Origin of the sequence: Kineosporia mesophila, assembly GCF_021129235.1 — a bacterium.
GTDB lineage: Bacteria > Actinomycetota > Actinomycetes > Actinomycetales > Kineosporiaceae > Kineosporia > Kineosporia mesophila.
This window is the reverse complement of sequence record NZ_JAJOMA010000008.1, coordinates 41,913-55,616: the sequence shown is the minus strand read 5'-3', so window position 1 is coordinate 55,616 and position 13,704 is coordinate 41,913. Positions and strand designations below refer to the sequence as shown.

Below are 13,704 nucleotides of genomic sequence, written 5' to 3'. Positions count from 1 at the left end.
CTACCCGCCGAGGACTGCGATCCCGATGGCCGACCCCGGCGTCCCCAGGGCACAGAGCAACCAGACCAGGCCGGGACAGCTCGTACAGGCGGCCAGGCCCCAGGTCGGGAACAGCCATAACGCGAACATGAACAGATAGGTCAGGACCGCGCCGGAGATTGTTGACGCGTTGGACTCGCCGGCCCAGGCCAGCAGGAATGTCATCCACCACAAGGGCGCGCCCAGAAGCAGCGACCAGACGACCGCGGACGCCGCCGCAACCATCTGCCAGCCCGGAAAGCTCTCCGCTTCCTGGATCTTCCCCACATCGGGATGTTACCGACATACCTCTCCCGGGCCTTCGGGTGGACATCTTGACGGTGCCGTCAACATGAGTCAGGCTTCTTGACCATGGAGTCAACTTCTGTGAGCGCCGAGGCCGAGCCGGCCCCGCCGGTGGTACCTGTGCTGACCATGCTGGAATCGGCCGACGAGTCCGCGGTGTGCGGCATCGACGGGGTGTGTCTCTGATGGCGGGGGCATTCGGGCCCGCCGCGGAGCCGATCACCATCGACGTCTGGAGCGACGTCGTCTGCCCGTTCTGCTACCTGGGCGACGCCCATCTCCAGCAGGCGATCGAGGCGTTCCCGCACGCGTCCTCGGTTCAGGTGCGCTACCACAGCTTCCAGCTGCACCCCGGCGCCGTCGAGACCCGCCCGGTCACCGAGTACCTGATCAAAGACCGAGGCCTGTCGCCCGACCAGCTGGCCGCCTCGCACCAGCACCTCACCGCCCAGGGCGCCGAGGCCGGGCTGGTCTACCGCTTCGCCGACTCGCTGATCTTCAACACCAGAGACGCGCACCGGCTGATCCACTTCGCGAAGGCGGAGGGCCGCGACCACGAGATGGTGCTGCGGCTGTTCCGCGCCGAGTTCACCGACGGCCTCGACCTCTCCGACCACGGCGTCCTCGCCGATCTGGCCGCCGAACTGGGCTTTTCGCGGGAGGCCGCGATCGCCGCCCTGAGCAGCGACGCGTACGAGGCCGACTTCGAGGCCGACGTCGCCGCCGCCCAGCAGATGGGCATCAACGGCGTGCCGTTCTTCGTGTTCGACGGCAAGCGCGCGATCTCCGGCGCCCAGCCCGTCGAAATGTTCCGCCGGGCACTGGATCTGTCCTGGCAAGACCGGGCCGCGCAGCCCGCGTGACCGTTCCGGGGACGCCGGGCCGGCCGCGGCGGGCCGATGCCCGGCGCAACACCGAGGGCATCCGCAGGGCCGCGCTCGACGTCTTCCGCTCCGGCGGCCTCAACTCCCCCCTGGAAGAGGTCGCCCAGGCCGCCGGGGTCAGCAAAGGCACGATCTACCACCGGTTCGGCAGCCGCCGCGGCCTGATCGACGCGGTCGTCGACGAACTGGTGGCCGAGCGCATCCAGGGCATCATCGCGACGGTGGAAGACTTGCACGACCCCCGGGAACGCTTCGAGCAGTACCTCCTGGGCATCTGGCTCCTGCAGTTCGACGAACCGGCCGCGAACGACGTCCTGATGCGAACGACGCCCGACTCCGAACCCCTCAGCCACCTGTGCGCCGGAGCCCAGCAGTTCGCCTCCGACCTGCTCAGCACCGCGCAACAGGCCGGAGCGGTACGGGCCGACATCACCCCCGAAGACATCAACCAGCTGATCCTGGAACGCGGCGTGGTGGTGCGGGCCTGTGACCAGCAACCCCGCCATGACTACCGGCGCCGACTGCGATTCGTTCTGGACGGGCTGCTGGTCAGCACCCGGTTATGAGGCCTCACGGAACGGGTACCGCGGCCCTGGCCATCCAAGGCATAGCGGTCCTGATGGTTTCCCTGGCGTCGGCCGGTCAATGGGTGCGGTCCCACGTCGCTCCGAACGTCACGACCATCTCAGCAGCCGGGGAAAGGTGATCCCGAATCCGCCTTGGCCAGATTGCCGGTGTCCCGCAGCCACTGACTTCACGGCGGACGGCTATGCGGTGAACCAGTTGGTGAGTCAAGGACTCTCGGAAGAAACGATCGGTATTCCCACGGCGATCACCCCGAACCCAGAACAATCCGGGGAACGACTTCTCTGGGTGACCAAAGATGCTCGATTCGTCCTCGGGAACCGAGATTCCACAGATGCCCCCCCATGAGGCGACGTGACCGGCGTCCACCATTTCTGGATGGACGCCGGCACCAACCCGACCCGACCGAGGTCAGCAGACCCCGCTGTCGGTCCAGACCCCGGCGGCGCCACCGGGGGTGTCACCGTAGGTCCACCACTTGGCCGTCCACTTATGGCTGTTGTAACTGACCACGGCCCCGCCGTTGTACGCCGTGCCCGAGCTCCAGGTGGAGACGCCGGAGCAGGTGGCCGGCGGGTTCGTGGTCGCGGTGGCCGTCGGTGTGGCGGTGGCCGTCGGTGTTGGCGTACCGCCACCTCCACCCGCGAACTGCACCCCGTACTTGGTGAAGGCCCAGTCGCTCTGCACCACACTGCTGCACGTGCCGCTCGTGGTGTCGTTCGCCCCGCCGGCGCACTGCCGGTCCCGGTTGACCGACCAGAAAGTGAACCGCCCCAGGCCCTTCGACTTGGCGAAGGTCAGGTTCGAGGCGAAGTCGCTGACCGTGAAAATCTCCCCGGTGTCACTGCGCCCGTTCATCTGCGAGATGCCCTCATGCGCCCAGGCATTGGCCGCCGTCCAGCCGAAGGTACTGGTCAGCAGACCGTTGAACGCCGTTAGCGCGCTCTGCTGACTGGCCGCCCCGTTGAAGCCGCCGTCGAACGGCATGATGCTCCAGTTGTCCGGCGTGAAGCCGAGGCCCTTGGCCGTGTTCAGCGCGTTCTGGCCGAAGTAGCCGGTACCCGTCGCCGTACCCGGCAGGGTCACCGAGATGTAGATCCCGGGGTTGTTCCTCTGCAGGATCTGCGCCGCTCCGAGCTCATTGTTCACGGCCGTGAGGTTCTCGTACTCCGGCTCTTCGATGTCGAAGTCGATGGCCTTCAGGCTGTACTTGTTAATTACTTCTTGATAGGCCGCCGCGGTGGTGGTGGCGTTGCTGCACACCTGCCCCAGCTTCGTGCCTCCGTAGCCACCGATCGAGACCGAGACGTCTCCCCCGGCGTTGCGCACACCATTGATCACCGAGCTCACCGCCGTGTCCGACGAGACCGGCGCGGTGCCGTCCCAGGCTGCGCTGCAAGAACTTCCGTTGGCGAGGATGAAGGCCAGCATGAAGGCCTTCTCACCGGTCGCGGACATCACGGCCGGCAGGTTGGGCGGGTTGTTCTCCAGCGGCATCACGTACGGCGCCTGGGCGTACCAGGAGGCGCTCAGGGTCGTGGCCGACGCCGGACCCACGCTCAGACCGACGACTGCGGCGGTTGCTGCGGAGAGCGCGACGACGGCAGCCGACGTCGCGCCGAGCACACGGAACCTGGATCTGGGCATGCGAAAAATCTTCATGATCATCAGCCTTCAGGTCAGGGAACGGCCGGTTCGATCAGGACAAAAAGTGGCACAAAGCGCCTGAGGAGAGAATGTTCCTCAATAAGTTAAGAGTCAATACAAAAGCAGGAGTCCGGCGAAACTCTAAGATGGTGGACCCCGGCCACCACGACGCTCACGTTCACATCCCGACGATCATGACGTACCAGGGGCCGGTGATGTGCTCGTACCGCGAGTTCGACCCGTTCGAGCGCGGGAGAGACGTTGGGCTGTAGACGATTCCGTACTCGTCGAAGAAGCCCGCGCCATCCAGCAGGAACTCTGCTCCCCCACCGGCCCGGCGATCCACCCACGACAATGGGTAAACCCCCACGTGGGAGGGTTCCGCGGCCTGCGGATCGTCGGCGAACCGTTTCATGGCCGGCTCCGCCGTGATCAGCGCTACCCGTAGCGGTAAGCCGGCCTCCACCATGGCCGTCACCGCAATCGCCACCAGGGGCACCGCCAACCAGCGCCAGGCATCGCGCGACCAGGCCGACACCCCACCGTTGCGCCGAAACGCCGACCCGGCCCGCATCGCCCAGAGCGCCCCGAGCACCAGCCAACCCGACGCAGCGACCAGCCAGGGGCGAAACCAGACGCCCGGCGCCGTGAACGCCCAGAGCGTGAGAACAGCGTCGGCCGCGACAAGGGTCAGGAACACCCGGCCGGGCGCATCGCCCAGGGATCTACGGGGAAGGTTCATCAGGCGTCCAGCCGCTGCATCCAGATCCACCGCACCGTCCAACTGCACACCGACTCCTGCCCGTACGGAGCACCCAGCGTAGGCACCTGCTACCCGCTGCATTACCGCTGATCCATGTGACGCGCCTCATCGATGAGTTTCGCACACCGATCTGACACGGGATGACGTGCTCGACGCGGATATGCGCCGACGGCACTTTTCGTCTTTTCGCTCGATGGAAGACAGGCTTTCAGCGGCGGGGAAAGACACCCATATCCTGCTGTCGGGCCTTTTCGGCCATGGCCCTGACCTCCTACAGGCACTCGCGCCGCCTGTCGGGATGCTGTTAGTAATCCCACCGGCGGCGTTCCTTCGGGACATCAGTGGGTTCCGCGCTCCCACCGGCCCCGGACGACGATAGCCAGGTTCACGATGAGCGCTCAGATCTCCACCGGCCGCCGCAGCGACCTACTCACCCTGGTTGTCCGCCGTGCCGCCATCATCTTGCTGGCCTGGTCGGCCCTCTGGGCGAACTACTCCACCAAGCCGGTCCATGCGCAGGCCACCGAGTACACCGCTGATGTCGTGGCAACGGACATAGCGCCGGCCCGTCAATGATCGGACGACCCAGGTCGCCTCAGCGATGATCGACACGCAGGCGACCCTCCTCCTTTCACCCCATGCCCCCGTAATGCCCGGACACGGCCAATTGAACGCTGGCAGAGTCTCTCCCGGTGCGGGGGCACAGCTTCGATCATGGATGACTGAGCCGTGGGCCGGGCCCTCGCACCGTACGGGATTCCGGCGTTTCCGTCTCGCCGGTGAGGGCGGTCCGCCAGACTACGTAGGTGCCCAGCATCATCATTCCCGCCCATCAAGAGGCGGAATCCATCGGCGGCCTGCTCACCGGGCTGGAACCGCTGGCCGGTGAGATCGATGTCGTAGTCGTCTGTAACGGTTGCACCGACAACACGGCCGAGATCGCCGGGCGAGTGGCCCCGTGGGCCAGGATTCTGGAGATCCCCGTCGGCTCGAAGCCCGCAGCACTGAATCTCGGGGACGCCGGCACCACGGCATTTCCACGCCTCTACCTCGATGCGGACGTCGTGATCGCCGCTGTTTCCGTCCAGCGGCTCTTCGAAGCACTGGACGCCGTACCGGGCCTCGTGGCCGTGGCGGCCACCCCGCTCTACGATGCCTCGTCCTCGAGCCTGACAGTGCGCAGCTACCAGCGCTTCTGGGAGAAGCTACCAGCCAATCGCCGGGGTCTGGCCGGGACCAACGCCATGGCGGTGACCCGCTCCGGACGCGAACGTTTCGGTACCTGGCCAGATCTGATCGGGGATGACTATTTCCTCGACGGCCTGTTCAGCGACAGTGAGAAGACGCGCGTTACCGATGCAGTGATCAGTCGCCCTGTCTCCCGCGGCTTTCTGGGCTGCATCAGCCGGAAATCCCGGGTGCATCAGGGCAACCGCGACGTGCAGACCGAGGGGTTGCGGCCGGCTCACGCCGGGGGTGGGGTCGGCGGCGTTCTCACGGTGCTCCGGAATTCCCCCGCGGCCATCACCGATCTCCCCGCGTACGTGCTCGTCACGGTCTCCAGCCGAGTGCTCTCCTGGTGGCGTCGACGTCGCGGAACCTCTGATGTCTGGTTCCGCGACCGTCTTTGAAACAGGTCAGGCCGGAGGCCAGCCGGCCAGCCACGTCGCCCGTTCCTTCCAGAGGGTGCGCATCATCTGGTCGGGGGCACCGCCGAAGACCTCCGCCGCTGTCTCCCGCACCGCGCGGAGGCCGACCCCGCACGACAGCAGGATCAGACCGGCGCGGCGATGTGACGGCGACCAGTGCTTGCGCGCGAACGTTGCCTTGCCCCTCAGTAGCAGCCGCCGTTTTCCGAGGCGGTGCGGCGACGATGCACCACCGGCGTGAACGGCCACGGCGGACGGGGTGATGCTGGGACGGTAACCCGTGTCCCAGGCGCGGCGGCACAGGTCGGCATCTTCGCCGTACATGAAGTAGTCGGGATCGAAACCGCCCAGCCGGTCCCACACCGACCGGGACGTGAGCAACAGGCAACCGGTGATGATGTCCACCTCACGTTCGGTCTCCCGGGTCCAGGGGCCCAGCGACTCCGGATCGAACCAGCGCGAACGGCGGAACAGCACACTCAGACCGACGGCCGAGCAGAACCACGACCAGACACTGGGCGCTCCCCAGCACGACCCATGATCCGGCGTGCCGTCAGGCCGAAGTGTGCGACCACCGACCAGTCCACGGCCCGGATCACCGTCGTAGTGCTCGACCAGGCGGTCGATCGCCTGCGGTTCGAGAACCGCGTCCGGATTGAGCAACATCACGTGCCGGCCCTGGCTGTTCTTCACCGCGAGGTTGCAGGCCCGGCCGAAGCCCAGATTCTCGTCGAGCTGTATGACCCGGACCCCGTGAGGTGCCGTGGCCAGGAACTCACGAACCTCGTTCCCACTGGCGTTGTCCACCACGATGACCTCGACCTGGTTCCGGTCGGCGCCAGGACCGATTGCCGCCAGGCACGGTCTCAGCCATTCCAGCGCGTTGTAGCTCACGACCACCACGGAGACGTCGACACTCGTCAAGGCCATTCCTCTCATGATTTCGGCAATTCTCTGTGCTGTGCCGGGCCTCCCGGCCCAGGGCCGCCGGGGCCTCTCAGACGACGGCGTCGACGGCCGAACGGATGTCGACGGCAGCCCGGCGCCAGCTGAAATGTGCTCGTATCCGGTCGGTGTCGGCCGCGCAACGACGGTAGAGGTCGTCATCGGCCAGGGCGGACACCACGACACCGGCCAGCTGATCCGGGTCGTCGCTGTCGACGAGTTCCCCACCCGTCCCCGGACGGATGATCTCGGGCATGGCAAAGGCCCGGCGACCGATGCAGGGCAGTCCCCGGGCCAGCGCCTCGGCGAACGCTATTCCGAAACCCTCAAGTCGCGAAGGCATCACGAAGAGATCGTGGCTGTTCATCAGGTCCGCGACCCGGTCGTGCCGGACCGGACCGAGAAAGTCGACGCCCTCCGGCGGCGGACCTTCGCCAGGCCAGACCAGGGGCCCGGCCACGGTCAACGCGATACCTGACCCGAAATGCGCCCGCAGCCGGGAGAATGCCGCCAGCACCACGTCAAGGGCCTTGGTGTGGGGGTCTCGCCCGACGAACAGTAACCGCCGCACAGCCTGGCGCCGACGCTCGGGCACCGGCTCGGCCGGGCCGACCGGCACGTTCAAGCCTGGATGGACCGGCACGATCTTCGCGCGGTCGGCGCCCGAGGCGACCAGCCGGTCAGCCAGCCAGTGACTCATCGGCAGCAGCGCGGCCGCGCGCTCATACACCTGCAACTGGCGGTCGCGCATGCGTTTCAGAGCTGATACGTCAAGCGTGGGAAAGTGTGGCACCCCCTCCGGCCCGGACTGTTCCAGCAGAACGTCGTAGCTCAGATCTTGTAACACCAGGTACGGCAGCCGCACGCGGCCCAGATCCTGGATCGTGACGACGGCGTCGCAGCTGCCGGTCTTCGCCATCGACCTCAGGCGCTGCTCGGTCAGCTGACGGAAAACGCTGCCATGCCGCCACATCGAAACCCATCGCCGATCGAACCGGCGCATCGAACTCAGTTGGAGCACGGTGCGGACGGGTGTCGGCAACTCCACCCCCATGTTCACCAGCGGCCCGGTGTCAGACAGGGCCTGGCGGAGCCGGAACGGTGTTCCCGACCAGGTTCGGCGCTGGTCCCTGTCCCAGGAACAGGCGAAACCGACGGTCTGTCGCCCAAAGCGTTCGTGCTCCTGATGCATATACTTCCCCCGAAGCGAATACGCTGGATGAACAGCCAATTTGAGCTGGCATCGGCGACACCACCCGCCATCGCCACCGAAAACCAGGAATATCCTGACACTATCTGGCCATGACCTTACGCCAGATGGAATATTTCGTCGCAGTGGCGGAGAACGGCTCCTTCTCGCAGGCCGCACTGATGCTCAACGTCACGCAGCCCGGACTGTCCCAGCAGATCAAGCATCTGGAGGACGAGGTGGGCGCCCGGCTGATCGACCGGCTGCCCCGCAGCGCGGTGCTGACCGAGGCCGGGCGGGTCTATCTGCCTGAGGCCCGCGTGGCTCTGCAGGCTGCCAACCGGGCGAGCCGGGCCGTCAGCCGCCTGCTGTCCGGCGGTGAGGGTGACATCGAGATCGCCACCCTGACCTCGATCGCGGCCGGCGACCTGACCCGGACGCTGGCCCGGTGGCACCAGCAGTACCCCGCCGTGGCCCTGCGCCTGATCGAGTACCGGCGCAACCACCAGATGGAGAACGAGGTTCGCGACGGCAAGGCCGATCTGGCGATCGGGCCGCTCCCGGCGCACTGGAAGGGCCCGGTGATGCATCTCGGCACCGAGGAGTTCGTCGTGGTGGTCGCCCCGGACGACCCGCTGATCGGCCCCGATCCGGTCGATGTGGTCCAGCTCGCCGACCGGCCGTGGGTCTTGTTCGACGGCGACAGCGGTTTGTCCGAGATCACCACACTGGTGTGCCGGGCGGCCGGCTTCGCGCCCTCCAGCACCCTCACGACCGCCCAGATCCAGACCGGCGTCCGGTTCGCAGCCTCCGGGCTCGGCCCGGTACTGGTGCCGAGCAGCCTGGTCCCGCCCGAGCTGGCCGGCTGCGTGCTGAACCTGATCCACCCCTACCGGCGTCAGCTGGCTGCCTACTCCCGCAGCGCCTTCTCCCCCGTCACCGAGGCGTTCATCGGCCTGCTCGACCTCGGGAGGCCGATGTCGGCCTGAAATGCCCGCCACCCATGAGGGTGGGGGCGATTCGGGCCGGGTCAGCCGAGCTGGGCTGCCGTGCCGTCCTGGTTGACGTTGTTCGTGAGCGTGGCCGACACGTTGACCCGCATCGGGCCGTACTGGCTGTTCGACAGGAACTTGTTTCCGGCGATCGTGATGCCGTCGATGAAGTACTGACCGTTGGCACCGTCCAGGCAGTAGACGCTGAAGTTGCCACCGCCGAACACGTTGTTGGTGACCGTCAGCGGACCGGCCGAGCTCGGGCCCAGGTCGGGCGCCATGAAGAGGGCCGCGTTACCGCCCTCGACCATGTCGAACCAGTTGCCGTGGATGAGCACGTTCTTGACCCCGGACTGAACCTGGCCGCAGTCGGCGTGAGCGTCGGGGGCCGGGGCCAGGTCGTGGCACCAGGAGTTCTGGATCGTGACGTTGTCGCCGATCTTGAAGCCGTCACCGAAAGCGCCGGTCACCTCGACCCGGGTGGCCGTGTAGCCGCTTCCGCCGACCGAGTTCTCGAAGCCCTTGACCGTGGTGTCCTCCATGATCAGGCTTCCGCTGCGGACATACACGCCCAGACCGCTGGTACCGGTGATCTTCGAGTTCCGGATGACCACGCCGTCGGCGGCGACCACCACGTTCCCGGAGATGTCGGCCCCGTCTATCACCGTTCCCGCCTTGGTGATGGTGAGCCCGCCGCTCGCCGTCAGATGGAGGCCGGCCGGGGTGCCCGCGCTGGGCGCGGTCGGGAGAGAACCGACAGCCGGAGGAGTGGACGGGGTGGTCGCCGGCGGGGCCGGCGGGGTGGGAGCGGGAGCAGGAATGGACGGAGCCGGGGTGGCCGGAGCGGGGGTGGCCGGAGCGGGGGTGGCCGGGGCCGGAGTGGACGGAGCCGGAGCGGGGGTGGTCGGCGCCGGGGTGGACGGACCCCTCTTACGGCGCTTCTTACCGGGCGAGGACTTGGCCTGAGCCGCCTTGGTCACCTTGGCCTGCGTCGCGCCGGCGGCGGCGGCAGTCTCGGCCCGGGCGACCGAGAAGGTGGTGACGCCGACCGTCGAGAGGGCCACGGCGGCGGCGAGGGAAAAGGTGAGCACACGGGCCCGGGAGCGCAGGGCGCCACCGTTCCGGTTGCCGGAAGACTTGATGGCGGAGTCGTCAGCGGCCTTGGTAGTAGCACCGGTGATCGGGGTCGGCTTCGTCATAACCAGAAGTAGGCGGTACGCCAAGTACCTCTGGCAACACCTCTCCCGACTACCCCACCGACACCCGCATCAGTGCCGTTCCAGGCGTAACCGCGTCCTCTGTATGCCGTTTCGTCCACCCCGGGTCGCCAGGCGCAATTGGCCTCGAATCCGACATCGTCGATCCGCGCACAGAAGGAGCCCACTGGGCCGGCTGATACCTGATGTCACCGAGGGTCGATCCATCGGATCGATCGACGACCCCGGACACAGCAACGGCCGTCGTCGGCCCCACCCAGGGTGCCGACGACGGCCGTTCTCATAAGCAGAGGTTTGGCGAGACCGGAGGCCGGTAAGCCGACGTTCTCGCTGCGCCCGTCATATCCGTTACGCCGGTGCAAAACTCACCGGAAATTTGGCGACTCCGTTCATCCGGGCGGAGCACCGGGTCAGCTACGAGGCGGTCTCACCGGTGTCCTGGAAGATGTTTCCTTCGACGACGGCAGCCACCTCGACCAGCAGCGGACCGTAGCGGCTGTTCCGCATGAAAATGTTCCCCGAGATGGTGATGTCGTCGATGAAGTAGTCACCGTCGGAACCGTCGACGCAGTAGAGGCTGTAGTTGCCGCCGCCGAGCACGTTCCCCTCCACCAGCAGCGGGCCCTGCGAACTCGGCCCGAGGTCCGGCGCGATGAAGAGAGCCGCGTTCGCGGCGCCCGTGCCCGCGTCGAACCAGTTGCCGCGCAAGATCGTGTTCACCACGCCGGACTGCACCTGGGCACAGTCGCTGTGGGCGCCGGGGGCGACGCGCAGGTCGTGGCACCACGAGTCCTCGATGAGCACGTTGCTGCCCACCTTGAATCCATCGCTGTTGGCATCCGTCACCTCGACGCCGATCGCGGTGTAGTTGTCACCACCGATGGAGTCGTCAAACCCTGAGATCGTGGTGTCTTCCACCCTCACACTGCCGGTGTTGACGAGGATGCCGACGCCGTCGGTGCCGGTCACCCGGGAGTTACGGATCACCACGTTCGCGGCGTCCACCACCACCCGGCCCTGGATGTCGGCCCCGTCGATCACCGTTCCCGGCGCCGTCACGTGCTGCGCGCCGATTTCTTCCAGGGTGGTGTCGTCCGGGGCCCCGGCACCGGGGATACCCTCCGCCGCCGGGGTTCCCGTCGCGGTGGGGCTGTTCGTGGGGGTGACCTCCGGTGAGGATGTGGGCGCCGGTGCCGGATCGACGGACGCGGTCGGCGTGGATGTTTCAGCCGGAGTTCCGGTCGGGGTCAGAGCCGGGATCGGCGGAGGCCGGCGGTGCCGCCTCCTGGCCTCGGTGGTCTGTACCGTGGCCGAGGTCTGCATCACGAGACGGGTCTGCTGCGTGGACGGGCCGGCGTCCTGCCGGAGCCCTACCGCGAGCGTACCCACTGCGGGGAGGAACACGGCGACGGCCAGAGCCGACCGCCGAAAACGTCGTGAATTGGAGACCATTACGTCACTTTCGCGAGTTGGATGCTGCGGCTGCCCCCACGGCGTTGAAATCGTCGACCGTGTGAGTTCCCAAGGCCCGCCGAACCCGGCGTCTCACCTTGTGCGCCGTCAGCATGGTTGCCAGCCGGGCCAGATCCCGCCGGTACAGCCCGGAAGACCGGTATCGACCGGGCGAATCGTGGAGCGTTCGCGCGTACACGTCAGCCTGGACCCGGGCCGCGGCCTCCAGGCCGAAGTTCGTGACCACCACGTGCCGCGAGAACTCGCCCAGCGACCGGCGCACAGCGGCGTCGGCCAGCAGAGGCATCAGTTCGGAGCGAAGACGGCGATGACCGGAATCGCCGCCTTCCGTCCCGTACCAGCCGGCGGAGAGAAACCCGTCGATCGTGTCAGGACGGCACACCCGCCAAAACCCGCCTTCCCCCTGAACCACCAGGGGCTTTCCGAACGCCATTCCCCTCAGGGCCGAACCACCCATACCCAGCACCACATCCGCCGCGGCATAGGCCGGACGCGGGTCGGGCAGTTCACCGGTGAGCACCACCACCGCCCGGTCGGCACCGGCATTGGCCCGTTCGGCCGCAGACCGTACCGCTTCCCGGGCCGCGCCGTCGCCGACGACGGCCAACTGCACCTCGTGCCCCTCCCGGCTGAGCTCACCGATCGTCTCGCACGCCACCAGCAGTCCTTCGAGCTTGAGCTCCTTGACCAGTCGGCAACACACCACGACAAGCAGGCGATCCGGGTCCAGACCGTGCCGGACCCGGAAGTCGCCGGGATCGAAATCCGGTGCATTCGCAACAAGATCCACCGGAGGAGCGATGAGAGTAGCGTCCTCGTAGCCGTTCGCCCGGGCCTGACGCCGAAGATCTTCCGTGCCGACGACCAGCGGTAGACCTCGCGGCAGAAAGGGGGCCACCGCCATGGACATCACGGTCGCCACGGTGGGGGTGCGCAGGCGCAGGAACGGCCCCAGGAATGCCTCTACCACCGGGGGCCACTCGTGCCCGTGCACCACGTCGATCCGCCTGTGTCGCACCAGTTCCACGAGAGCTCGCATCACCACCGGCGACGGCCGGCCGCGGGAGAGTGGGATCTCCACATGGTCGAGCCCGAGGTCACGCACCATCGTCACCAATGGCCCCGGTTCGGAGAGCACTGTTACCTCGTGCCCCATATTTCGCACGGCAGAACCTAATTCGATGGCATTGATCTGCGATCCGCCGATCTCCATGGCGTGCGGATAAACCAGAACATGCATGAGCACCAAGCCCCCGATTGCGCCGCCGCGACATGCCTGTGTCGGCTAGATTCTGGCACGTCCCGGCGACTGCACGGCACCGCCGGACATCACGTCGACCGAGGTGGAGATGTCCTACCTGGAAACTCTGTTCGTCGTTCTCCGGCGATGGCGTCTGTCCGTTCCCGCTCTCATGCTCTCGATCTGTCTGGGTGCAGCCACTTTTGCTGCCGTGCCGACCCAGTACCAGGACTCCGCCCAGGTACTGCTCCTGACGTCGGCGCACCAGCCCGGTGAGAGATTCGCCGGCAACCCCTTTCTCGGGATGAACTCCGCCCTCGTCGCCACCGCTGACGTGCTCCGGTTGCGGGCCGGGGCACCCGACACCGGCGAGCGCCTGGCCGCGAAAGGGGCTACGTCCACCTATGAGGTGGTACTGGACCAGTCGACCGCCGCGCCGGTGCTGCTCGTGACCACCCAGGACAGCAGTCCCGAAACCGCTCACCGCACGTTGCTGGCCGTGGTGTCCGAGCTCGAGTCCGTTCTCGACGATCTCCAGTCCCGTTCCGGTGCGCCAAGATCCACGTGGCTGAACACCATGACGATCTCCAGTCTCCCCCGTCCCGTCCGCCTCATGAATGATTCGCTCCGGCCCGCCATCACGGTGGGAACGGCCGTTCTCGCGGCCGCCCTGTTCCTGCTCTTCCTCTCGGAAGGTCGCCGTCGGCGCTCCTTACGGCTCGACGCGGGCGACAGGCCGGAGGCCACGATCGTGCTGCCGGCGACCGTGCCCTCGGAACGGTTTCCTTGACCGCCC

Annotated in this window: 14 protein-coding genes; 6 read left to right on the top strand and 8 right to left on the bottom strand. The window is 67.1% G+C overall.

What is annotated here, in order from left to right; genetic code table 11:
- Complete coding sequence (locus LR393_RS13085; protein ID WP_231484142.1) at positions 1-306, bottom strand: hypothetical protein; 306 nt, start codon at positions 304-306, stop codon at positions 1-3.
- 203 nt (positions 307-509) lie between these two features.
- On the opposite strand from LR393_RS13085, the gene LR393_RS13080 reads away from it, so the two are divergent.
- Both LR393_RS13080 and LR393_RS13075 read left to right on the top strand, forming a co-directional pair.
- A complete protein-coding gene (locus LR393_RS13080; protein ID WP_231484141.1) occupies positions 510-1,187 on the top strand; it encodes a DsbA family oxidoreductase in 678 nt (225 codons plus the stop codon).
- A complete protein-coding gene (locus LR393_RS13075) occupies positions 1,184-1,774 on the top strand; it encodes a TetR/AcrR family transcriptional regulator (protein WP_231484140.1) in 591 nt (196 codons plus the stop codon). Before LR393_RS13080 ends, LR393_RS13075 begins: the two co-directional genes overlap by 4 nt.
- A gap of 430 nt (positions 1,775-2,204) precedes the next feature.
- Here the strand turns inward: LR393_RS13075 and LR393_RS13070 are convergent, their stop codons facing one another.
- Together LR393_RS13070 and LR393_RS13065 are read right to left on the bottom strand one after the other, a co-directional pair.
- Positions 2,205-3,440 carry a chitinase gene (locus LR393_RS13070; protein WP_231484139.1) on the bottom strand — a complete coding sequence of 412 codons (1,236 nt, stop codon included), beginning with the start codon at positions 3,438-3,440 and terminating at the stop codon, positions 2,205-2,207.
- A gap of 178 nt (positions 3,441-3,618) precedes the next feature.
- Positions 3,619-4,230, bottom strand: a complete 612-nt coding sequence (locus tag LR393_RS13065; RefSeq protein ID WP_231484138.1) for a hypothetical protein — start codon at positions 4,228-4,230, stop codon at positions 3,619-3,621.
- 363 nt (positions 4,231-4,593) lie between these two features.
- Here LR393_RS13065 and LR393_RS13060 point away from each other — a divergent pair, with 363 nt between their 5' ends.
- On the top strand, positions 4,594-4,779 hold the full coding sequence (locus LR393_RS13060; protein ID WP_231484137.1) for a hypothetical protein: 186 nt from the start codon (positions 4,594-4,596) through the stop codon (positions 4,777-4,779).
- 230 nt (positions 4,780-5,009) lie between these two features.
- Positions 5,010-5,834 (top strand): glycosyltransferase, encoded by an 825-nt coding sequence (locus LR393_RS13055; RefSeq protein ID WP_231484136.1) that lies wholly within the window; start codon positions 5,010-5,012, stop codon positions 5,832-5,834.
- 6 nt (positions 5,835-5,840) lie between these two features.
- On the opposite strand, the gene LR393_RS13050 is transcribed toward LR393_RS13055, so the two are convergent.
- The gene (locus LR393_RS13050) at positions 5,841-6,782 is read right to left on the bottom strand and encodes a glycosyltransferase family 2 protein (RefSeq protein WP_231484135.1); all 942 of its coding nucleotides are present in this window, start codon (positions 6,780-6,782) and stop codon (positions 5,841-5,843) included.
- Positions 6,783-6,849: 67 nt separating this feature from the next.
- Entirely contained in the window at positions 6,850-7,716 is an 867-nt protein-coding gene (locus LR393_RS13045) for a glycosyltransferase family 4 protein (protein WP_231484134.1), read from the bottom strand.
- A gap of 383 nt (positions 7,717-8,099) precedes the next feature.
- Here LR393_RS13045 and LR393_RS13040 point away from each other — a divergent pair, with 383 nt between their 5' ends.
- Positions 8,100-8,975 (top strand): LysR family transcriptional regulator, encoded by an 876-nt coding sequence (locus LR393_RS13040; protein ID WP_231484133.1) that lies wholly within the window; start codon positions 8,100-8,102, stop codon positions 8,973-8,975.
- Positions 8,976-9,016: 41 nt separating this feature from the next.
- Here LR393_RS13040 and LR393_RS13035 read toward each other — a convergent pair whose 3' ends face one another.
- From LR393_RS13035 to LR393_RS13025, 3 genes are all read right to left on the bottom strand, one after another.
- Entirely contained in the window at positions 9,017-10,177 is a 1,161-nt protein-coding gene (locus tag LR393_RS13035) for a right-handed parallel beta-helix repeat-containing protein (RefSeq protein WP_231484132.1), read from the bottom strand.
- Positions 10,178-10,609: 432 nt separating this feature from the next.
- Positions 10,610-11,584, bottom strand: coding sequence for a right-handed parallel beta-helix repeat-containing protein (locus LR393_RS13030; RefSeq protein WP_231484131.1), 975 nt, complete (start codon positions 11,582-11,584; stop codon positions 10,610-10,612).
- A gap of 67 nt (positions 11,585-11,651) precedes the next feature.
- Entirely contained in the window at positions 11,652-12,881 is a 1,230-nt protein-coding gene (locus LR393_RS13025) for a glycosyltransferase (RefSeq protein ID WP_269327179.1), read from the bottom strand.
- A 136-nt stretch (positions 12,882-13,017) separates the two neighbouring features.
- Between LR393_RS13025 and LR393_RS13020 the strand changes: the two genes are divergently transcribed.
- Positions 13,018-13,698, top strand: coding sequence for a hypothetical protein (locus LR393_RS13020; protein WP_231484130.1), 681 nt, complete (start codon positions 13,018-13,020; stop codon positions 13,696-13,698).
- Positions 13,699-13,704 lie beyond the last annotated feature (6 nt).